Below are 19,582 nucleotides of genomic sequence, written 5' to 3'. Positions count from 1 at the left end.
CTCAGCCCTTGCCGCCGCGACCGGCCCCGCCGCCGGTGCCACCTCCGCCGCCCGGGAAGACCCCGCCGCCCGCGGCTCCGCCGGTCCCGCCCCGGTTGCCGCCGAGGCCCGGGAAGGAGGCGTTCGGGAAGCCGTTGCCGCCACTGGTGGTGGGGAGTTCGACCTTGTCGCCCTCCTTCAGCCCGGAGACCACCTGCACCGTGCTGTCGCCCTCGACCCCGACGCCGACGGTGACCCGCTCGGAGGCGCCGTCCGGCTGCACCAGGGTCGCGGTGCGCGACGTTCCGGTGCCGGAGAGCGCGGAGGTGGGCAGCGAGAGCGCGTTGTCGGCCTCGCCGGTGATCACCTGGACGGTGGCGCTGAGGCCGGTGCGCAGCGTGCTGGTGTCGCCGGTGATCTGGAGCATGGCCGCGTACTGGACGGCCGCGGAGCCGGCCGCGCCGCCGGATCCGCTGCCGGTGGGCAGCGAACTGACCGACAGGACGGTCGCGTTGAGCTTGGTGTCGGACTGGGCGTTCAGGGTGACGGTGGCCGCCTCGCCCTTCTTCAGCTTGAGCGAGTCGAGCTCGGAGAAGTTCGCGGTGACCTGCATCCCGGTCGGGTTGGTGAGCACGATGAAGCCGCTCGGAGCGGACGTCGAACTCGCGCCGCTGCCCGTGGACTTGGTGGCGGAGGACGAGGAGGCGCCGGAGCCGGTGGCCCCGACGGTGTCGCCGACCTTGCCGGAGACCGAGGCGACCGTGCCGTCCACCGAGGCGGTCAGGGTGGTGCCGGTCAGCGCCGCCCGGGCGTTGGCGAGGTTGGTCTGCGCGGTGGCGACCTGCTGCTGGGCCTGGGCCACGGCCGCGTCGTCGACCTTGGTGGTGGTGATGGTGGTGGTCTGCGGGGCGGGCGTACTGCTCCCGCCCGCCCCGCGGCCACCGCTGCCGGCCCCGGCGCCCGGAGAGGCGGCGGAGGTGGCGCCCGGCAGCTGCTCGGTGGTCGTGGTGGTGACCCCGGCCTGGGCCTTGGTGAGGTTGGCCTGGGCCGTGGTGAGCGCGGCCTGGGCCGCGTCCGCCTGCTGCTGGGCCGCCGTGGTGTCGACGGTGGCGAGCACCTGACCCTTCTTCACGGCGTCCCCGACCGCGACCTCGACCGCGGTGAGCCTGCCGCCGGTGGTGAAGTCCTGGGCCGCGTCGGTCGGTGAGACCAGGGTGCCGGATCCGGACACGGTGGCCAGGACGGTGCCCTTGGCCACCGTCGCGGTACGGGCCACGGGCTTCGCGGAAGCCGGGCCGGAACTGCCGCTGACCGTGGCGTACACCAGGGCGGCACCGCCCAGCAGGGCCACGCCGAGCGCGGAATTGACGAGGACGGCGCCTCGCCGCCGTGGGAGCACCTTCATGCCGGACAGCTTCCCGGGGCCCTCTTGCGTCGCCCTGGACGCCGGCTGGGAGAAGCCTGACCGGCCGGATCCGGGCATTGCGGACAGAGCACCCCTCCCGTGCGGGCGTCTTGGCGGCCCCGTGGGCGGCCGTTGACGGAACTCCCAGCGGGCTCCCAGCGACCTCCAGGCATCCGGCAGGACGTTCTGAGGGCGTTCTCACGGAGTCGGGCGGGACCGGCGGCAGCCGCCCGGAACGCCGCAGGGTACGGAACCCGCGGCAGCCGTGCGGAACGCCGCAGGGGCGCACCGGAGAACCGGCACGCCCCTGCGACCACCAACAGGACGTCAGAGCGACTTGCGGAAGGCCTCCGCCACCGACAGGAAGATCGAGTTGCCCTCGGCCTCGCCGATCGACACCCGCACGCCCTCCGGGAACGGCCGCACGATCACGCCGGCCTCGGCGCACGCGGCGGCGAACTCCGGCGAACGCTCGCCGAGCCAGAGCCAGACGAAGTTGGCCTGCGAGTCCGGGATCTCCCAGCCCTGGGCGCGCAGTCCGGCCACCACCCGGGTGCGCTCCTCGACCAGCGCCTCGACCCGCTCCAGCAGCGCCTCCTCGGCGCGCAGCGAGGCGATGGCGGCGTCCTGGGCGATCCGGCTCACGCCGAAGGGGGTGGCGACCTTGCGCAGCGCGGCCGCCACCGGCTCGTGCGCGATGGCGAAGCCGACCCGCAGGCCCGCCAGGCCGTACGCCTTGGAGAAGGTGCGCAGCACGCACACGTTCGGGCGGTCCCGGTAGAGGTCGATGCCGTTGGGCACCTCGGGGTCGCGGATGAACTCGATGTAGGCCTCGTCCACCACGACCAGGACGTCGCCGGGGACGGCGTCCAGGAAGCGCTCCAGCTCGGCGCGGTGGATCACGTTGCCGGTGGGGTTGTTGGGGTTGCAGACGAAGATCAGCCGGGTGTTCGGAGTGACCGCGGCGAGCATCGCGTCCAGGTCGTGGTCGCCGTTCGCCTTGAGCGGCACCGGGACGGGCGTCGCCCCGGAGACCGTGGCGACGATCGGGTACGCCTCGAAGGAGCGCCAGGCGAAGACCACCTCGTCGCCCGGGCCGGCCGTGGCGAGCACCAGCGACTGGGCGATGCCGACCGAGCCGGTGCCGGTGGCGATGTGCTCGGCGGGCACCCCGAAGCGCTCGGCCAGCACCGAGGTCAGCTCGGTGACCCCCATGTCGGGGTAGCGGTTGAGCGAACCGGCCGCCTTGACCGCGGTCTCCAGGACACCGGGCAGCGGCTCGTAGGGGTTCTCGTTCGAGGACAGCTTGTAGGCGTCGGCGCCGGCCGGCTTGCCGGGCTTGTACGTGGGGATGCCGTCGAGGGTCGGCCGCAGCCGCGGGCCCTGCGCTGACGTACCACTGCTCACGGTCGTACTCCGTTTCCAGTTGCGGAACTCTCCGGTGCGCTCGCCCGCCACGGACGGGGTCGCCTCCGTGCCCGGGACCTCGTGACGCGCCCGGACTCCCCGGTCGGGTGCCTTGCACGATACCGACCGCCCTCACCCGTAGGAGTGAGATGCCCGGTCGGGTTACAGGCGCAGATCAGCCATTCTGCCCGGTTCCTTTGGCACATGTCAGAGGTAAGAGGCCTGGTTTCAGGCGGGTATCGAAGGGGCGCACCCCGGCTCACTCTTGGAGAAACGTATCTCCGGGGGCTTCCGATGCGCCGGTCACAGACCCTTGTCAGGAGCCATACGATCGGTCCGCCATGACAGCAGCAGCCAACCAGAGCGGTCGGCGTCCCACCACCTCACGGCGTCTGGAACGGGCCGGCATCCGGGATGTGGCAGCAGCCGCCGGAGTGTCGATCACCACTGTCTCCGATGCGCTGAACGGAAAGGGCCGCCTGCCCGACGAGACCCGCAGCCGGGTGCGCGAGGTCGCCGAGCGCCTCGGCTACCGCCCCTCCGCGGCCGCCCGCACCCTGCGCACGGGACGGTCCGGCCTGATCGGCCTGACCGTCACGACCTACGGTGAAGAGCCGTTCACCTTCACCGAGTTCGCGTACTTCGCCGAGATGGCCCGGGCCGCCACCAGCGCCGCCCTGGGCCGCGGCTACGCGCTGGTGGTGCTGCCCGCCTCCTCCCGCCACGACGTCTGGGGCAACATCGCCCTGGACGGCACCGTGGTGATCGACCCGCCCGACCAGGACCCCCTGGTGAGCGAGCTCTACCGGTCCGGCGTGCCGGTGGTCAGCGACGGCAAGCCCGGCAACTGCCCGGTCACCGCCTGGGTCGACAACGACCACGAGGCCGCCGTGCTCGGCATCCTCGACCACCTCTCCGAGGCCGGCGCCCGCCGGATCGGCCTGCTCACCGGCACCAGCACCGACACCTACACCCGGCTCTCCACCGAGGCCTACCTCGGCTGGTGCGCCAAGGTCGGGCAGGAGCCGGTGTACGAGACCTACCCGGCGCACGACCCGGCCGCCGGCGCCGTCGCCGCCGACCGGCTGCTCGCCCGCCCCGACCGGCCGGACGCCGTCTACGGACTGTTCGACCCCAACGGCACCGACCTGCTGGCCGCCGCCCGCCGCTACGGCCTGCGGGTGCCGGACGATCTGCTGCTGGTCTGCTGCAGCGAGAGCGACGTCTACGCGACCACCGAGCCGCCGATCACCACGCTCTCGCTCAAGCCGCGCAAGATCGGCACCACGGTGGTCAACCTGCTCATCGACGCGATCGAGGGCGTGGACTCCGGGACGGGCGTCGACATCGCCCGGCTCTTCCCGCCGCGGTTCCGCACCGCCGGCACCGGGCCGCCGCCCGGCACCCTGATGCCGACCGAGCTGATCGTCCGCGCGTCCTCCCAGCGCCGGAGTCCGCGCACCACCGTCAGCCCGCCCCGGGCCCCGGGCGAGGTATAGACCACCACGCCGCAGCGGCCCCGAGGCCGGGCCGCGCGGCCCCGCCACAGCTGACGAGACCATGCCGAGCCGGGACAAAACGGACCTTGCGGGACCGCCCGGCTGACGCTCCGGAGGATTGGATACCCACCAGGTGACGACGCCGGGAGAGTGGTCTTCCTATGATGGGCGAATGACACCCGAGGACCGCTTCCCCGGGCCCGAGCACCCCCACTCGGTCCCCCGCCACCAGCCGGACCTCGACGTGCTGCCGTACGGCACCTATTACGAACCCGACGCCGCCACCGGCTACCCCGCCGCACCCTACGAGGGGGAGGGCCACGACGGGGAGACCTACAGCGGCTACGGCGGAGCCCGCTACCTGGAGCAGCACTGGCCCGCCGACGGCCAGGGCCACACCGTGCACGCCCAGGGCATCGGCATGGACCAGGCCCCGGCCTTCTCGCAGCAGGGACATCAGGAACACCAGGGACATCAGGAACACCAGGGACAGCAGGAGCACCAGGGACACCAGGGGCAGGGCGGCTACGAGGACGGCCCCGGGTACGAGGAGCGCACGGGCTACGCGGGCGGGGAGCAAGGCGGCTACGACGCGCGGGAGCAGGGCGGCTACGACGGCCGGGACCAGGCCGGCTACGAACCCACCCTGCCCGACCAGCCCTCCCCCGCACTCGGGCTCGACGGCCGCGACGACCCGCCGACGATCGAACTCGGCCCGCCGCTGCCCGACCCCGCCGCGCCCACCTACCCGTACCCGGCCCCCGGCCCCGGCGAGCCCCCCGGCCCGGTCTACGTCGTCGGCGACGTGCACGGCTACCTGGAGGAGCTGCGCGCCGCGCTGCACGGCCAGGGCCTGATCGACGCCGACGGCCACTGGTCGGCCGGCCGCGCCCGGATCTGGTTCCTCGGCGACTTCACCGACCGCGGCCCCGACGGCATCGGCGTCATCGACCTGGTCATGCAGCTGGCCGCCGAGGCCGCCGCGGCCGGCGGCTACTGCCGCGCCCTGATGGGCAACCACGAACTGCTCTTCCTCGGCGCCGCCAAGTACGGCGACGAGCCCGTCCAGTCCACCGCCGGCACCGCCTCCTTCCTCGCCGCCTGGCGGCTCAACGGAGGCCAGCAGAGCGACCTGGACCGGCTGGAGGCGCACCACATCAGCTGGCTCTCCCGGCTGCCCGCCATGGCGGTCGAGGACGGCCACCTGCTGCTGCACTCCGACACCACCGCGTACCTGGAGTACGGCGAGTCCATCCCCGACGTCAACGACGCGGTGCACGGCCTGCTCGCCGACGGCAGCGTGGACGAGTGGTGGGACTGCTTCCGCCGCTTCACCAAGCGGTTCGCCTTCCGCGGCGACGCCGGCCCGATGGCCGTCCACGAGCTGCTGGACACCTACGGCGGCAGCCGGATCGTGCACGGGCACAGCCCCATCCCGTACCTCACCGGCGCGGTGCACAACGACGACGGCCAGCCGCCGCACATCCCCGGGCCGTACGTGTACGCGGACGACCTCGCGGTGGCGATGGACGGCGGCGTCACCATGGAGGGGCGGCTGCTGGTCGCCCGGCTGCCCATCGGCTGAGGCGCGCGGCCGCTCCATCGGCCGGATCGCCCTCCGGCTGCCGACCGATCGTCAACCGACCATCGCCGTAGAACAGTTGTTCCCGGCGCTCGGGCGGTCGCACGCGCGCGTCCCGGGGCGCGAAATTCCGGAAACCGACTGTCAGCCCGGGCGCGCCCGCCCCTACCATGAGGCACACCACACCCGGCCGCCCGTCCGGCGGCCCGCCTCCGCGCCCGTTTCGGCGTCCTGAGGGCCGCGCGCCCCCGGGGCGGAGCGAACGGGGTCCGCACGAACGGGGTCCCCATGTCCAACCCCCCGCCACTGCTCGCCGAGGACCGCCCGGAGTACGAGCGCCTCCTCACGGAAGCCCTGCGCGACCGCGCCGTCCTCACCGCCCTGCGCGCACCCGGCGCGCTCACCACCGACCAGCTGCGCATCCGCGCCCTGCGCGACGCCGACCGCGTCAACGCCGCGGCCGCCACCGAGTACACCCACTACACCCGGCTGCGCGAGAGCCTGCACAGCACGCCCCCGCCGCCGCCCGGCAGCGAACCGGCCGCCCCCGGGCTGCTCAGCCAGCTGCGCTCCGGGGGCGGCGGTGCCGGACTGTTCCCCGTCCTCACCGTGCTCACCCCGATCCTGGCCTGGGCCGCCGCCCTGTTCCTGCTGCTGATCGGCTACCTGCTGCGCGCCGCCGGTCCGAACCTCGCCCTCGCCCGCTCCCTGGTCACGGCCGGGTGGGTGGCCCTCGCCGCCGGGGTCGCCGCGATGGCCATCGGCGTCATCGGGCTGCTGCTCACCGCCCTGCGCGAAGGCGCCGCGACCGCCCCGGCCGGCACCGACCCGGAGCTCGCCGCCGAACTCGGCGACGCCCACCGCGAGTGGCGCGGCGCGCTGCGCGAGCGCGGAATCCTCCCGTACCTGCTCGACGCGCTGCCGCCGGTGCCGGGCCCGGCCGCCCGGCCCGACCACGACGGCCCGGGCCACGAGAGCCCCGACCACGACGGCCCCGACCACGACGGCCCGGGCCACGAGGGCCCCGACTTCAGCAGCCCCGGCTACACCTCGCCCGCGTTCACCAGCCCCGGCCCCGAGGGGCTGACCGACCCCCGGGGCCGCACGACCCGCCCGGCCGCCTTCACCCCGCCCGACTTCACCGGCCCCGGGTACACACCGCCCGACTTCACCGGGCCCGACGAGGTCCGCTGAGCCCTCCGCGACGCCCCGGGTGCCCGGGGCGCTTCCGGGGGACATCCCCACCCCCGGTCCGGGTGCGACCACCATCGCCCCGGACTCCGCCGCCCGCCAGGCTGGAACCCACAGGAGGAGAACGACCGGGGGAGAGCGGCGATGAGCACCGGACCCGTCCGATCAGCACGCACCGGAGCGGCGCTGCTGCTCACCGCCTTACTCGCGGCCCTGCCGGGGCTGCTCCTCACCGGCGGACCGGCGGGTGCCGCGGCCGTGAGCGGCACGGCGGCGAGCACCACACCCGCGAGCGCCACACCCGCGAACACCACGTCGGCGACGGGCAGTCCGGTCGCCGACCCGGTCGACTTCACCGGCGCCGGCGGCACCGTCCTGCACGGCCTGCTGCTGGCCGCCCCCGCCGCGACGGCCGGCACCCGCGGCCCCGGGCTGGTCATGGTCCCCGGGGCCGGGCCGGGCCCGCTGGCCGAACTGCGGGCCGCCGCCGAGGCGTACGCCCGGCACGGCGTCACCACGCTGGTCTTCGACAAGCGCACCGACGGCTACTCGATGACCCACCGGGACTACGGGCAGCTGGCCGAGGACGCCCTGGCCGCCGTCCGGCTGCTGCGCGCCCGGCCGGAGGTCGCGCCGGACCGGGTCGGCCTGTGGGGCCTGTCCGAGGGCGCCTGGGTGGCCTCGCTCGCCGCCACCCGCTCCACCGAGGCGACGTACCTGGTCACCGTCGGCGCGGTCGGCCTCACCCCCGCTCGCCAACAGGCCTGGGCGTACCGGGGCTACCTGCGCCACGCGGGCGTCCACGGCTCACTGATCGACGCGCTCTCGGACACCTCCGTCCGGCAGCTCACCGCCGCCGGACTCTTCCCGCAGGCCGACTACGATCCGGTGCCGGCGTGGGAGCGGGTCCGGCAGCCGGTCCTGGCCGAGTGGGGCACCCTCGACCGCGAGGCCGCCCCCGAGGAGAGCGCGACGATCATCCGCCGGGCCCTCGACCGCGGCGGCAACACCCACTACACGCTGCGGACCGTCCCCGACGTCCGGCACAACCTGCACCTCACCGCGGACGACGGCTACGACCGGCCCGACCGGCTCCCGGCGGACTACGCCGAGGCCGAGTCCGCCTGGATCCAGCGGCTCGCCACCGGCCTGCCCACCGCCTCCACCGACCCGGCCCCGCAGCAGGACACCCGCAGCCGCGCGCTCGATCCGCTCCCCTGGTACGAGTCCACCTGGGTCGAGGCCGTCGCCACCCTGCTGTGCCTGACCGGCTTCGCGGGCTACGCGCTGACCGGCGCCGCCCGCCGCCTGCGCCGCCGGCCGCGCCCCGCCGCCCTGCCCCGGGCCGCCCGCTGGGCCGCCCTCACCGGGACGGCCGCCCTCCTGGGCGCCCTCGGGTACCTGCTCTTCCTGACGGTCACCGCCGCGATGTTCCCCGGCCCGGTCCTGTTCGGCCGCCCGGTGGTCTGGCTGGCCGTCCAGCTGCTCGCGCTGTTCGCGCTCGGGGCGGCCGCCGTCGCCGCGGCCGGCGCCCGGCGGGAGCGGGCCGCCCTGGCCGCCGCCCCGGCGGCCGACCGGGTCCGGCTGGGCGCACTGCTGCTGGCCGGGGTGGTCTTTCTGCCCTGGGCCCTGTCCTGGGGGCTGCTGCTGCCCTGACCTCGTCACTGCGGCGACCGCCCGCTCCCCCGCCCGGGGGAGCGGGCGCGCCCGGTTTCAGCCCGGGTGAGGACGCCCCCGCCCGCGCGCTCCGGGAGGGTCGGAGCGGTGGCGGACGGACGGCGTCCGCCCGGGCCGGAGGCGGAACCATGGGCGCACGGACGATCGCGGCACGACTGCACGGCACACCCGCACCGGGCACACCGCGCTGGGCGGTCCGGACCGGTTACGCGATCACCCTGGCGGTCCTGCCCTCCTGCCTCTGGCGGATCGGCGGCTTCATCCTCGGGCTGCCGCTGCTCGACCACGGCCCGACGCCGCCGGAGCAGGACCCGGCCTCGTTCGACGGCGGCTGGGCGTACATCCTGGCGCTCAGCGTGGTCAGCGAGGCGCTGGCGCTCCTCTGCTTCGGCCTGGTCGCCCGCTGGGGCGAGGTGTGGCCGCGCTGGATCCCCGTCCTCGGCGGCCGCCCGGTCCCGGTGCTCGCCGCCGTGGTCCCGGCCGGGCTGGGCTCGGCGGCGCTGATGGTCTTCCCGTACGCGATGGTGATGTTCTCGCTCGGCCTGACCATCCGGGGCGACCGGCACATCGGGCTGATCACCCACGGCTGGCAGACCGTCGCGTTCTGGTTCGGCTACCTGCCGCTGGCCGCCTGGGGACCGCTGCTCGCCGTGCTCACCGTGCACTACTACCGTCGGCGCAGGGCGGGTTGAGGCGCCTCCCTGCTCCGGCGCCTTCCCTGCCCCGGTCCCTTTCCCCGCTCCGGCGCCTTCGCCGTTCCGGTCACGCCGGGTACGGCGCGGCGGCCCGCGCGTTCTTCAACGCGCCCGCCCACCAGGACAGCTGGTCGAGCAGGACCTTGGCGTAGCCGGGCGCCTGCGGGTCGTTCGGGCGGCCGTCCGCCCAGGCGGTGAAGTAGTTCGGGAAGGCCAGGCCGTCCCGGATGGTCACCGCGTGCAGCTCGGTCAGCACGTTCTCCAGGTGCAGCACGGCGTGCCGGCCGCCGGCCGCGCCGCCGTAGCTGACGAAGGCGACCGGCTTGGCCGTCCACTGGGTGAAGTGCCAGTCGATCGCGGCCTTCAGCGAGGCCGGGTAGCTGTGGTTGTACTCCGGCGTGACGACGACGAAGGCGTCGGCGCCCTCCAGGGCCTCGGTCAGCTTCGCCATCCCGGCCGGGCGCGGATACCCGTCACCCGCGAACTTCGGTGATGCGGCGGGAAGTTCGAGCGGCAGATCGATCTCGGCGAGGTCCACCGTCTCGACCTCGAAGCCGCCGTGCGAGGCGGCCTGCTCGGCCACCCACGAGGACACCACCGGGCCGAACCGGCCCTCCCGGACGCTGCCGAGGATGATCACCAGCTTGTGCGTGTTCGTCTCCATGGCGACCACTCTCCGCCCGCCGCACGGCCGCAACCAGGCCGTGCCCAGGCTGGCCCCCGCAGGGCCACCCTCCACGCGACGATCAACCGTACGCTCGCCATATGGGCACACCACTGGGGGACTTCATCCGCGCGAAGCGCGACAGCATCCAGCCGGAGACGCTGGGCCTGCCCGACCACGGCCGCCGCCGCTCACCCGGCCTGCGCCGCTCCGACCTGGCCGTCCGGGCCGGGATCAGCGTCGAGTACCTGACCCGGCTGGAGCAGGGCCGCGACCGCAACCCCTCCACCGCCGTGGTCAACGCGCTCGCCGACGCCCTCAGTCTCGACCCCGCCGAGCGCAACCACGTGCGCTACCTCACCAAGATCACCGGCGGCGCGTGCGCCGGCCACGCCCGGCCCGTCCCCGCCCCGCGCGAGCTGCGCCCCACCGTCCGCGAGACCCTGCGCCTGCTCGAACCGGGCATCGCCGCCGTCACCAACCGCCTCGGCGACGTCCTCGCCCACACCAGCGGCTACGCGGCCGTCCTCGGCGCGGCCGGACTGCTCGACGCCCCGGCCCCGAACCTCACCCGCTACGTCTTCACCGACCCGCGCGCCCGCACCCTGTTCGCCGACTGGGACGACATCGCCGACGAGCAGGCCTTCGACATCTGGCTCGGGCCCTCGGTCGAGTCCGCCGAATGGCTCAGCACCGAACTCGCCCCGCTCGCCGGCCCCGAGTTCACCCGGCGGATCGGCAACCACCTCGTCCCCCGCCGGGGCCCGCTCCGCCTCCGCCACCCGTCCGGCCCCGAACTCCGGCTCCACCGCGAGACCCTGGACCTCACCGACGACGCCCAGCAGCTCCTCGTCCTGCTCCCCGCCGACGACGACACCGCCGCCCACCTCGACCGCCTGCTCGCCCCGGAGCGGCCCCGGCTGCGCGCGATCTCCTGAAACCCCCACCGGCCACCCCGCCGGCACCGGCCACCCCGCCGGCACCGGTCACTCCGCCGGCACGCACAACGGCGTCGCCCGGTCGACCGACTCCGCGACGGCGTCGGTGGCCGCCCGCACGAAGGCGCGGACCCGGGCGGTGGTGTTGCTCTCCAGCCAGACCGGGCCGCGCTCGATCGGGGGCGCGTCGTGGATCGGCACGTACGCGACGTCCGGGCGCGGGTAGTAGCGGCGGGAGTGTTCGCCGACCGGGAGGACGCCGCGGCCCATCGCGACCAGGCTGAGCATCTCGGAGAAGGTGCCGCCGGACGGCCCCTTGGGCACCGGGCGGCCGGACGGGGTCCGGCCGGGGGTGCGGTCGCGCTTGAAGCCCGCCGAGGTGACCTCCGGGTACTGCACCACCGGATGGTCCGCGAGCACCTCCAGCGACACCGACCGCTCGCCGGCCAAGGGGTGTCCGGCCGCCACCGCGAGGACCCGCCGCTCGGTCAGCAGCACCGGCCCGCGGGCCATGCCGTCGAACGGGTAGGAGGCGATCAGGACGTCGATCGAACCGTCCACCAGGCTCGCCCGGGAGTTGGAGAGCTGCACCTCCCGCACGTCCACCCGGCAGTCCGGGTGCCGCTCGCCGAACAGCGCGACCGCCTTGAGCAGCACCGGCGCCGTCCACTCGCCGAGGAACGCCACCCGCAGCTCCCCGGTGACGCCCCGGTTCGCGTCCTCCGCCCGGCGCAGCGCCGCCTCCATCGCCGCCACCACCGGGGTCAGGTCGTCCGCCAACTGCCGCCCCACCGCGGTGAGTCGGACCGACCGGCTGGTGCGGTCGAACAACTGCCCGCCGATCCGGCGCTCCAGCTTCTTCACCACCTGGCTGACCCGCCCGGTGGTCAGGTGCAGCCGCTCCGCGGTCCGGCCGAAGTGCAGCTCCCCGGCGAGCGCGAGGAAGACCTCGATCTCCAACCGCTCCAGCATCCCGCCCCGTCCCTCGATCGTTGAATCCGGCTCAACGATCCTACGGCGATCGCGCATTGATCACCCGCCCGGCCGAGAGGATCGTTGAACCCGTCCCCGACAGCCCCACCCGAGCGGAGCCGATCACCCATGCGCGTCGTAGCCTTCGACCACCTGGTCCTCAACGTCGCCGACGTCGAGCGTTCGCTGGCCTTCTACGCCGGCCCCCTGGGCCTGGAGCCCGTCCGCGTCGACGAATGGCGCGCCGGCAAGGTGTCCTTCCCGTCGATCCGGGTCAGCGCCGGGACCATCATCGACCTGGTCCACGGCCCCCGGCACGAGTCCAACGTCGACCACTTCTGCCTCACCGTCGAGCCCCTCGACTGGCAGGAGGTCATCGACGCGGGCACCTTCACCGTCCTGGAGGGCCCCGTCCCCCGCTACGGCGCCCGCGGCACCGCCACCTCCGTCTACGTCCAGGACCCGGACGGCAACACCGTCGAACTCCGCTGGTACCCCCAGGACGCGGCCAACTGACCGTTCACCCCCGGCGCACGGCCAACAGACCGTGTGCCCGCCCCGGGCCCACGGGGGTGGCCCGGGGCGGGCACACCGGGAGCGCCGCGCCCGTCAGTTCCGGCCGGCGAGGTGCTCGACCAGCCGGTCGAAACTGGAGTTGAGCCCCGCCTCGGCCTCCGGGCCGCGGAACATCTCCGGCACCCCGGTCTGGTGCAGCACCACCCGGGTGCCGCCCCCGTCGAGCCCGGTGAAGGTGAGGGTGGAGCGCATGCCCGAGCCCTCCTCCACCATCGCGAAGAACTCGCCGACCCGGATCTCGGTGATCTCGGGATCTCCTCCGTGGTCACGTCCGTCGCTCGCACAGGGGTAGACCCCGGGTGTCCCGGAAACTCATCGCTCGCCGTGAAGGTTTTCGACGACTTCTCCCGACGACCTCTCCCGTTGGTGTTCTCCACCGGTGTTCTCCACCGAGGCCGGGAGGTCTTCATCGAGGACGGCTTCAGCCGTGAATCCGGCCGGGCGCGACGACGACCAGCGGTCGGCCGAGCAGCAGCTCCGCCGCCGGAGTGTGGTTCCCGGTCGCGGAGGCTCCGGCCATCGCCGAGGCGGCCGTTGTCGGGTCGGTGCCGGGCGGCACCACCAGCAGGAGGAAGTGGTCCTGGAGGCCCCGGGTGACGCTGATCGTCGCGTCGCTGCCGGCGAACCAGTTGATCCTCACCACCAGGCCGTTCGCGGCGACGGACCGGGGCACACCGTCCCAGGCCTCGGTGTCGAGGCCGACCCGCAGGATGCGTCCGAAGTGGGCGCCGAGCGCGGTGATCAGGTCCGGCAGTTCGGCGAGGACCTCGTTCGAACGGGGCCACCAGGCCCCGTCGAAGACACCCTCCCGCGACATCGTCGGCTCCAGCTCCAAGCGCGGCAGCAGCGGGGCACCGGGCGCCGTCCACGGCCCGGGGGAGGAAGGAATGGGGAGGGGGATCGGCATCATCTGAGGCCGCCCGTCCGGTCCACGAGGGACCCGTCATGACCCAGGGCGACGTCGACGCTGATGCCGGTGTCCGGAATGTCCTCGGTTACTCCCCACGCTACTCCGCCGTAACCTCCCCCGGGCCGACCACCGCAGGAGTAGCCTCGGAGACATCCAGGGCATCCCGCATCCCGGTCCCCGTTCCGGCTTCGTTCTGGGTGCAGGACAGCCCGGCAGACCCCGCCCCGGCGGGCGGCCGGAGACGGGAACGGTGAATGCCGTGACCACTCGCACGCCCCAGCCCGCACGGCCCGGCCACGGCCTCACGGTCGCCGACGCCATGGAACCCTGCGACTACCAGATCGCCGACGACAGCACCGTCGACCAGGCCGACGACATCCTCCGCGGCGCCCACCTGGACTACCTCCTCGTCCGCGGCCACGACGGCCGGTGCGAAGGGCTGGTCACCCGCACCGGACTCCACCCGTTCCTCACCCGCTCCTGGTACACCGAGCGGACCGCCGTCAGCGCCACCACCCACCAGCGCGGCCCGTTCGCCTGGCCGACCATGGGCCTGACCCTGGCCTCGATCGCCATGCGGATCAAGCACCTGGCGGTCTGGCCCGTCGTCGACGAGGACGGCTACATCCTCGGCGTGCTCACCGCGGACCGCGCCACCGGCCTGCTCACCGCCGCGCCCGCGTGACCCACGGCACCCGGCCGGCCCCGCACCAGGCACCTGCCGACCCTGCCCGGGAAGCCCGTCCGGCTCCCGGAGCAGGGTCGACGACGCGCATGGTCAGTCGGCGAGCGGAAGATAGACCCGGTTGCCCCGGGCCGCGAACTCGGCCCACTTCTCGGCCATGCCCGCCAGAGCCTCGGCATCGAACCCGCTGGAGACGGCCGTCGATCCGTCACCGTGCTCGTCGCGGATCTTCTGGGAGATCTTCATCGAGCAGAACTTCGGGCCGAGACCAACACCTCGTCGCTGGACCGACGCCCCGATGGGCCCACCCACGCGACCGCAGGACTGGCCTGGCGCGCCGCCGCGACGGACAAGTGCCGGGTCAGGCCGATCAGCCCGCGAACAGGCCGGGAACACCGATCCGACCACCGTTCCGGCCAAGGGCGTGGCGCTGTCTCGAACGGCCTTCCGGCTACCCGGGACAGCGCCACGCGTGGACGAGCGTCAGTCCGTCGGCGGGAAGTGGACCCACTCCTGACGCGCGCCGCCCATCACGGCGAGGGCTAGTGCCGACGGCGAGCTGCGGCTCGTCCGCTGCGCCTCACGAGGATGAGGATTGAGCCTCCCAGCACGACGGCGGCCGCCGAACCGACCGCCATGACGATCGACTTGTCGGAGCCGGTGGCAGCGAGTGCTTGCCCCGACTCGTGCGGACGCACAACCGGCACACCCTGTTCGTGACCGCCATTGCCGTTGCCGTGGTCGGCCGGAACGTTGCCGTGGTTGCCCTGTTCGTGACCGCCATTGCCGTTCCCGTGGTCGGCCGGAACGTTGCCGTGGTTGCCCTGCTCCTTCCCGTGATCACCTTGCTCATGGCCGCCGTGACCCTGACCACCGTGACCGCCTGGAGACTGGGGCGGTCCGGCCGGACCAGCAGGACCGGCAGGACCGGCCGGACCAGCAGGACCGGCCGGACCAGCAGGACCTGATGGGCCGGCCGGACCAGCAGGACCGGCAGGGCCGGGTGAGCCGTTGGCACCCGGCGAACCGTTGGCACCCGGGGAGCCATTCGCCCCGGGCGAACCGTTGGCACCCGGGGAGCCATTCGCCCCGGGCGAACCGTTAGCCCCGGGAGAACCGTTAGCCCCGGGAGAACCGTTAGCCCCGGGAGAACCGTTAGCACCCGGCGAACCGTTGGCACCCGGCGAGCCATTAGCCCCCGGCGAACCGTTGGCACCCGGCGAGCCATTAGCCCCTGGCGAGCCATTCGCACCCGGCGAACCATTCGCACCGGGGGCGCCAGGAGCGCCATTGGGACCAGGTGCACCGGGGGCGCCGGGAGCACCGTTGGGCCCGGGGGCGCCCGGAGCGCCCGGGGAGCCCGCCACGCCCGGAGCACCATTGGGACCGGGTGCACCGGGGGCACCGGGCGAACCATTGGCACCGGGGGCACCGGGAGCACCGTTGGGCCCGGGGGCGCCCGGAGCACCCGGAGCACCGGGAGCACCGTTGGGGCCAGGAGCACCCGGAGCGCCGGGCGAACCATTGGCACCGGGGGCACCGGGAGCACCGTTGGGGCCGGGAGCACCCGGAGCGCCCGGGGAGCCCGCCACCCCCGGAGCACCGTTAGGTCCAGGTGCCCCCGGGGAACCGGCAGCACCGGGAGGACCGGCGGGCCCACTCGGTCCGGGTGGGCCGCTCGGTCCGGGCGGGCCACTCGGTCCGGGCGGGCCGACGGTGCAGGCCGCCCTCGTGATGGTGTTGTCGTCCAGGGTGACAGCGCCGTTGCGCGCCAGGGCACGGCCTTCGATCACCGAGGCGTGGTTCACGCTGATGGATGTGAGGGCCAGGATGTTGCCCTTGAAGAAGGAGTCGACATCGATGGTGGCGGAGCTGCCGACCTGCCAGAACACATTGCAGGGCTGTGCTCCGTTGACCAGGCTGACGACGCTCGACGGAGCTGTGATGAGGGTGGAGCCGATCTGGAAGATGAAGACGGCGTTCGGGTCGCCCATCGCGTCGAGGGTGACGGTCCCGGTGAGGTTCAGCGACGAACTCGCCTTGTAGACGCCGGGCGTCAGCGTCAGCCCTCCGATGTCACCGGGCGAGGTCAGGATGGCCGTGGGGGCCCGGCCGGCGGCATCGTTGTAGGCGATGACGAGGTCGGACTGGGCCTGCGCCGCCTGCGCGTCGTTGACGTGCTGAACCCCGTTCACGGCTCCGGGGGGAAAGCCCGTCACGCTGGTGCCCGGGAAGAGCCCCAGGTCGCCGTTGATGACGCTGGGGCCGGTGTTGGTGACGGTTGAGCCCGCCAGGATCGCATAGCTGGTATCAGTCCCCAGCCCCACCGGTGCGGTTGCGGCGTGCGCGGGGCTGGGGACCAGGCCGGCCGTCGCGAGCAACGTCAGTCCGGACAGCAGGACGGACGCCCCCGCGAGTCGAGTGCGTCTACGCCCTCGTCCCGGTGGAGCGGACAACATGGCATCGACTGCCATAGGACAGGACCCTTTCTTGTCGCCGTTGAACTCCGTCACCCGAAGAGGGCATTCGGAGCGCCGCTGGTGGTTTCCGGTCAGGCCTCACGCCCTCGCACTCGCGCCGGAGGGCTTTCGACGATCGGAGCCGACCAGGGCAGGTGATGGAGAGTCACCAACTCACTACACCGTGCAACAACAACATGAAAAGAAGAGAGTGATAAAGATGCAACGGAGTGACGCACCAGCGCCGATCGGGGAATGACCCCCATCCCGCAGCGTCATTCGTCTACGTACCAAATGGCGGGTTTGTCCCTCCACTGGCAGCCGACGGCCGGCAGCTGTCGGCCGGGGGGATGGGGGCTACCCGGGTCGCCGCCAACGCCATAGCAGTACCGTTTTTTCCTCTTGGCCGCGCCCGGGCCGGTGAATCACGTATCGCCCCGTGATCCCAATCGTTGGCCCGATCATGAACGACCTAACGAATCCGCAGGAAGAGGCGCTCACTGCGGCCGCCGGTGACGCCGGCACGGTGGCCGAGCGCTGCCGTGCCGCAGGTGGCCTCCTCAGGGTCACCCTCGGTGAACTGCGCGCGGAAGTCGGCTACCGAAGACTCGGCAAGTACGTCCTGGAAGAACTGGCCGAACGCCTTACCGAGGAGGGGCTCGGTTGGTTCCCGGCGTGGCGGCTCTCCCCGAGGGAGAACGGCGAGCCGCGGAAGGAACACGACCTGTGGGTGTTCCTCCGGGACGGCGGCCTGCGCTGCCAGGTCATCGACGCGGTCCAGGCTCCCGACGGCTCCGACGTCCCCGCGGTCCTGAACGGCCTGCTCACCGGCCGTCCCCAGAATCTCTCCCCGGAGCGCAAGCTCGGCCTCATTCGCGAAATCCTCGGGCTCTGACCTACACCCGAGAATCCGCCCACCGGATTCCACCCGCGCACCCGAACGTGCGCGGCGCTGTGCCGGACACCGCCGTCGGGGTCCCAGCACAGCGCCTCGGCACCTGCCGTCAGTCGGCCAGCGGGAGGTAGACCCGGTTGCCCTGGGCCGCGAACTCGGCCGACTTCTCGGCCATGCCCGCCAGGGCCTCGGCGTCGAACCCGCTGGAGACGGCCGTCGATCCGTCACCGTGCTCGTCGCGGATCTTCTGGGAGATCTTCATCGAACAGAACTTCGGGCCGCACATCGAGCAGAAGTGCGCGGTCTTGGCAGGCTCGGCGGGGAGGGTCTCGTCGTGGAAGGCGCGGGCGGTCTCCGGGTCGAGGGCCAGGTTGAACTGGTCCTCCCAGCGGAACTCGAAGCGGGCGTCGGAGAGGGCGTCGTCCCAGGCCTGGGCGCCGGGGTGGCCCTTGGCCAGGTCGGCGGCGTGGGCGGCGATCTTGTAGGTGATCACGCCGGTCTTGACGTCGTCCCGGTTGGGCAGGCCCAGGTGCTCCTTGGGGGTCACGTAGCAGAGCATCGCGGTGCCCCACCAGGCGATCATCGCGGCGCCGATGCCCGAGGTGATGTGGTCGTAGCCGGGGGCGACGTCCGTGGTCAGCGGGCCGAGGGTGTAGAACGGCGCCTCGTCGCAGATCTCCTTCTGGAGATCCATGTTCTCCTTGATCTTGTTCATCGGGACGTGGCCCGGGCCCTCGATCATCACCTGGACGTCGTGCTCACGGGCGATCCGGCCGAGCTCGCCGAGGGTCTTCAGCTCGGCGAACTGCGCCTCGTCGTTGGCGTCCGCGATCGAGCCCGGGCGCAGGCCGTCGCCGAGCGAGAAGGTGACGTCGTAGGACGCCAGGATGGAGCAGAGTTCCTCGAAGTTGGTGTAGAGGAAGTTCTCCTGGTGGTGGGCCAGACACCAGGCCGCCATGATCGAGCCGCCGCGCGAGACGATGCCGGTCTTGCGGCGCGCGGTGAGCGGGACGTAGCGCAGCAGCACACCGGCGTGGACGGTCATGTAGTCGACGCCCTGCTCGCACTGCTCGACGATCGTGTCCCGGTAGACCTCCCAGCTCAGCTCCTCGGCCCTGCCGTCCACCTTCTCCAGGGCCTGGTAGAGCGGCACGGTGCCGATCGGCACCGGGGAGTTGCGCAGGATCCACTCGCGGGTGGTGTGGATGTTGCGGCCGGTGGAGAGGTCCATGACGGTGTCCGCGCCCCAGCGGGTGGCCCAGGTCATCTTCTCCACCTCCTCCTCGATCGAGGAGGTCACGGCGGAGTTGCCGATGTTGGCGTTGATCTTCACCAGGAAGTTGGTGCCGATGACGGCCGGCTCCACCTCCGGGTGGTTCACGTTGACCGGGATGACGGCCCGGCCGCGGGCCACCTCGGCGCGCACGTACTCCGGCGCCAGGCCCTCGCGCAGCGCCACGAACTCCATCTCCGGCGTCACCACACCCCGCTTTGCGTAGGCGAGTTGGGTGACGGCGGCGCCACCGCGACCGCGCAGCGGGCGACGCGGCCGGCCGGGGAAGACGGCGTCCAGGTTGCGCAGGTTCCCGCCGCGCGGCGAGGTGTGCTTGATCCCGTCGTCCTCGGGGCGCGGCTCGCGGCCGTCGTACTCCTCGACGTCGCCGCGCTGGCGGATCCAGGCGTCCCGCAGGGCGGGCAGGCCGCGCCGCACATCGGGCTCGAAGGACGGGTCGGTGTACGGGCCGGAGGTGTCGTACAGCGGGACGGACCCGCCGTTGGTGAGCCGCACCTCGCGGTACGGAACGCGCAGGTCGGGGCGCGACCCCTCGCGGTAGGACTTGCGCCAGGCCGGGGTCGGGTAGCCGGTGCGCTCGCTGCTGGGGGCGCCCTGGGCAGACTGCGGCTGTGCTTCGAACGTGGTCATCTGACCTCTACTCCCTACGCCGGCATTACCCGGTCAGGTTCCTGCGGTCGACGCAGCCGTCGGTCCGTCCGTCGACGTCCCGGTCAGCGTCCTCTCAGCCCGGTGCTCCGAGCTCCCGCGTCGC

At 73.2% G+C, this 19,582-nt stretch carries 17 protein-coding genes and 2 pseudogenes; 10 read left to right on the top strand and 9 right to left on the bottom strand.

The features are described from left to right. Position 1: 1 nt before the first annotated feature. Both ACWGKU_RS07730 and hisC read right to left on the bottom strand, forming a co-directional pair. Complete coding sequence (locus tag ACWGKU_RS07730; protein WP_401048269.1) at positions 2-1,384, bottom strand: efflux RND transporter periplasmic adaptor subunit; 1,383 nt, start codon at positions 1,382-1,384, stop codon at positions 2-4. Positions 1,385-1,711: 327 nt separating this feature from the next. Then, on the bottom strand, positions 1,712-2,791 hold the full coding sequence (hisC, locus tag ACWGKU_RS07725) for a histidinol-phosphate transaminase (protein WP_359905131.1): 1,080 nt from the start codon (positions 2,789-2,791) through the stop codon (positions 1,712-1,714). A 341-nt stretch (positions 2,792-3,132) separates the two neighbouring features. Between hisC and ACWGKU_RS07720 the strand changes: the two genes are divergently transcribed. From ACWGKU_RS07720 to ACWGKU_RS07700, 5 genes are all read left to right on the top strand, one after another. Beyond that, positions 3,133-4,290: a LacI family DNA-binding transcriptional regulator gene (locus ACWGKU_RS07720; protein WP_359905133.1), complete on the top strand. Its 1,158-nt coding sequence runs from the start codon at positions 3,133-3,135 to the stop codon at positions 4,288-4,290. 421 nt (positions 4,291-4,711) lie between these two features. Further along, a complete protein-coding gene (locus ACWGKU_RS07715; protein WP_452178410.1) occupies positions 4,712-5,875 on the top strand; it encodes a metallophosphoesterase in 1,164 nt (387 codons plus the stop codon). A 285-nt stretch (positions 5,876-6,160) separates the two neighbouring features. Beyond that, a complete protein-coding gene (locus ACWGKU_RS07710; protein ID WP_452178390.1) occupies positions 6,161-7,066 on the top strand; it encodes a hypothetical protein in 906 nt (301 codons plus the stop codon). A 141-nt stretch (positions 7,067-7,207) separates the two neighbouring features. Next, positions 7,208-8,719, top strand: a complete 1,512-nt coding sequence (locus ACWGKU_RS07705; RefSeq protein ID WP_401052378.1) for an alpha/beta hydrolase family protein — start codon at positions 7,208-7,210, stop codon at positions 8,717-8,719. A gap of 149 nt (positions 8,720-8,868) precedes the next feature. After that, positions 8,869-9,432: a hypothetical protein gene (locus tag ACWGKU_RS07700; RefSeq protein WP_452178389.1), complete on the top strand. Its 564-nt coding sequence runs from the start codon at positions 8,869-8,871 to the stop codon at positions 9,430-9,432. A 70-nt stretch (positions 9,433-9,502) separates the two neighbouring features. Here ACWGKU_RS07700 and ACWGKU_RS07695 read toward each other — a convergent pair whose 3' ends face one another. Continuing rightward, entirely contained in the window at positions 9,503-10,099 is a 597-nt protein-coding gene (locus ACWGKU_RS07695) for an NADPH-dependent FMN reductase (RefSeq protein ID WP_401052374.1), read from the bottom strand. Positions 10,100-10,200: 101 nt separating this feature from the next. Between ACWGKU_RS07695 and ACWGKU_RS07690 the strand changes: the two genes are divergently transcribed. Continuing rightward, entirely contained in the window at positions 10,201-11,037 is an 837-nt protein-coding gene (locus ACWGKU_RS07690) for a helix-turn-helix domain-containing protein (protein ID WP_452178387.1), read from the top strand. 48 nt (positions 11,038-11,085) lie between these two features. Here the strand turns inward: ACWGKU_RS07690 and ACWGKU_RS07685 are convergent, their stop codons facing one another. Continuing rightward, on the bottom strand, positions 11,086-12,009 hold the full coding sequence (locus tag ACWGKU_RS07685; RefSeq protein WP_452178386.1) for a LysR family transcriptional regulator: 924 nt from the start codon (positions 12,007-12,009) through the stop codon (positions 11,086-11,088). A gap of 129 nt (positions 12,010-12,138) precedes the next feature. Between ACWGKU_RS07685 and ACWGKU_RS07680 the strand changes: the two genes are divergently transcribed. Further along, positions 12,139-12,525: a VOC family protein gene (locus ACWGKU_RS07680; protein ID WP_452178385.1), complete on the top strand. Its 387-nt coding sequence runs from the start codon at positions 12,139-12,141 to the stop codon at positions 12,523-12,525. A gap of 93 nt (positions 12,526-12,618) precedes the next feature. Here the strand turns inward: ACWGKU_RS07680 and ACWGKU_RS07675 are convergent. Together ACWGKU_RS07675 and ACWGKU_RS07670 are read right to left on the bottom strand one after the other, a co-directional pair. Then, positions 12,619-12,852: pseudogene (locus ACWGKU_RS07675) on the bottom strand (SRPBCC domain-containing protein); the annotation flags it as partial. A 154-nt stretch (positions 12,853-13,006) separates the two neighbouring features. After that, the gene (locus tag ACWGKU_RS07670) at positions 13,007-13,402 is read right to left on the bottom strand and encodes a DUF5994 family protein (protein ID WP_452178384.1); all 396 of its coding nucleotides are present in this window, start codon (positions 13,400-13,402) and stop codon (positions 13,007-13,009) included. 352 nt (positions 13,403-13,754) lie between these two features. Here ACWGKU_RS07670 and ACWGKU_RS07665 point away from each other — a divergent pair, with 352 nt between their 5' ends. After that, positions 13,755-14,180 (top strand): CBS domain-containing protein, encoded by a 426-nt coding sequence (locus ACWGKU_RS07665; RefSeq protein ID WP_452178383.1) that lies wholly within the window; start codon positions 13,755-13,757, stop codon positions 14,178-14,180. Positions 14,181-14,273: 93 nt separating this feature from the next. On the opposite strand, the gene ACWGKU_RS07660 is transcribed toward ACWGKU_RS07665, so the two are convergent. Continuing rightward, positions 14,274-14,426 carry a thiamine biosynthesis protein ThiC gene (locus ACWGKU_RS07660; RefSeq protein WP_401056382.1) on the bottom strand — a complete coding sequence of 51 codons (153 nt, stop codon included), beginning with the start codon at positions 14,424-14,426 and terminating at the stop codon, positions 14,274-14,276. A 470-nt stretch (positions 14,427-14,896) separates the two neighbouring features. On the opposite strand from ACWGKU_RS07660, the gene ACWGKU_RS07655 reads away from it, so the two are divergent. Next, positions 14,897-15,148, top strand: a complete 252-nt coding sequence (locus tag ACWGKU_RS07655) for a hypothetical protein (RefSeq protein ID WP_452178411.1) — start codon at positions 14,897-14,899, stop codon at positions 15,146-15,148. Between the two features lie 822 nt (positions 15,149-15,970). On the opposite strand, the pseudogene ACWGKU_RS07650 reads toward ACWGKU_RS07655, so the two are convergent. Then, a pseudogene (locus ACWGKU_RS07650) lies at positions 15,971-16,639 on the bottom strand (ice-binding family protein); the annotation flags it as partial. 463 nt (positions 16,640-17,102) lie between these two features. On the opposite strand from ACWGKU_RS07650, the gene ACWGKU_RS07645 reads away from it, so the two are divergent. After that, positions 17,103-17,534 (top strand): hypothetical protein, encoded by a 432-nt coding sequence (locus tag ACWGKU_RS07645; RefSeq protein WP_401047991.1) that lies wholly within the window; start codon positions 17,103-17,105, stop codon positions 17,532-17,534. Between the two features lie 109 nt (positions 17,535-17,643). Here the strand turns inward: ACWGKU_RS07645 and thiC are convergent, their stop codons facing one another. Next, positions 17,644-19,458, bottom strand: coding sequence for a phosphomethylpyrimidine synthase ThiC (gene thiC, locus ACWGKU_RS07640; protein WP_401047994.1), 1,815 nt, complete (start codon positions 19,456-19,458; stop codon positions 17,644-17,646). Positions 19,459-19,582 lie beyond the last annotated feature (124 nt).

The sequence above is a fragment of the Kitasatospora sp. NPDC054768 genome, from assembly GCF_053612025.1.
Note: the sequence above shows the minus strand (reverse complement) of the source record. Positions and strands in the feature narration are given on the sequence as shown.

Bases quoted from the DNA above. Each gene is read 5' to 3' on its own strand.
- ACWGKU_RS07730 (WP_401048269.1), bottom strand. From the start codon at position 1,384: ATGAAGGTGCTCCCACGGCGGCGAGGCGCCGTCCTCGTCAATTCCGCG.
- ACWGKU_RS07720 (WP_359905133.1), top strand. From the start codon at position 3,133: ATGACAGCAGCAGCCAACCAGAGCGGTCGGCGTCCCACCACCTCACGG.
- ACWGKU_RS07715 (WP_452178410.1), top strand. From the start codon at position 4,712: ATGGACCAGGCCCCGGCCTTCTCGCAGCAGGGACATCAGGAACACCAG.
- ACWGKU_RS07710 (WP_452178390.1), top strand. From the start codon at position 6,161: ATGTCCAACCCCCCGCCACTGCTCGCCGAGGACCGCCCGGAGTACGAG.
- ACWGKU_RS07705 (WP_401052378.1), top strand. From the start codon at position 7,208: ATGAGCACCGGACCCGTCCGATCAGCACGCACCGGAGCGGCGCTGCTG.
- ACWGKU_RS07700 (WP_452178389.1), top strand. From the start codon at position 8,869: ATGGGCGCACGGACGATCGCGGCACGACTGCACGGCACACCCGCACCG.
- ACWGKU_RS07695 (WP_401052374.1), bottom strand. From the start codon at position 10,099: ATGGAGACGAACACGCACAAGCTGGTGATCATCCTCGGCAGCGTCCGG.
- ACWGKU_RS07690 (WP_452178387.1), top strand. From the start codon at position 10,201: ATGGGCACACCACTGGGGGACTTCATCCGCGCGAAGCGCGACAGCATC.
- ACWGKU_RS07685 (WP_452178386.1), bottom strand. From the start codon at position 12,009: ATGCTGGAGCGGTTGGAGATCGAGGTCTTCCTCGCGCTCGCCGGGGAG.
- ACWGKU_RS07680 (WP_452178385.1), top strand. From the start codon at position 12,139: ATGCGCGTCGTAGCCTTCGACCACCTGGTCCTCAACGTCGCCGACGTC.
- ACWGKU_RS07670 (WP_452178384.1), bottom strand. From the start codon at position 13,402: ATGTCGCGGGAGGGTGTCTTCGACGGGGCCTGGTGGCCCCGTTCGAAC.
- ACWGKU_RS07660 (WP_401056382.1), bottom strand. From the start codon at position 14,426: ATGAAGATCTCCCAGAAGATCCGCGACGAGCACGGTGACGGATCGACG.
- ACWGKU_RS07645 (WP_401047991.1), top strand. From the start codon at position 17,103: ATGAACGACCTAACGAATCCGCAGGAAGAGGCGCTCACTGCGGCCGCC.
- thiC (WP_401047994.1), bottom strand. From the start codon at position 19,458: ATGACCACGTTCGAAGCACAGCCGCAGTCTGCCCAGGGCGCCCCCAGC.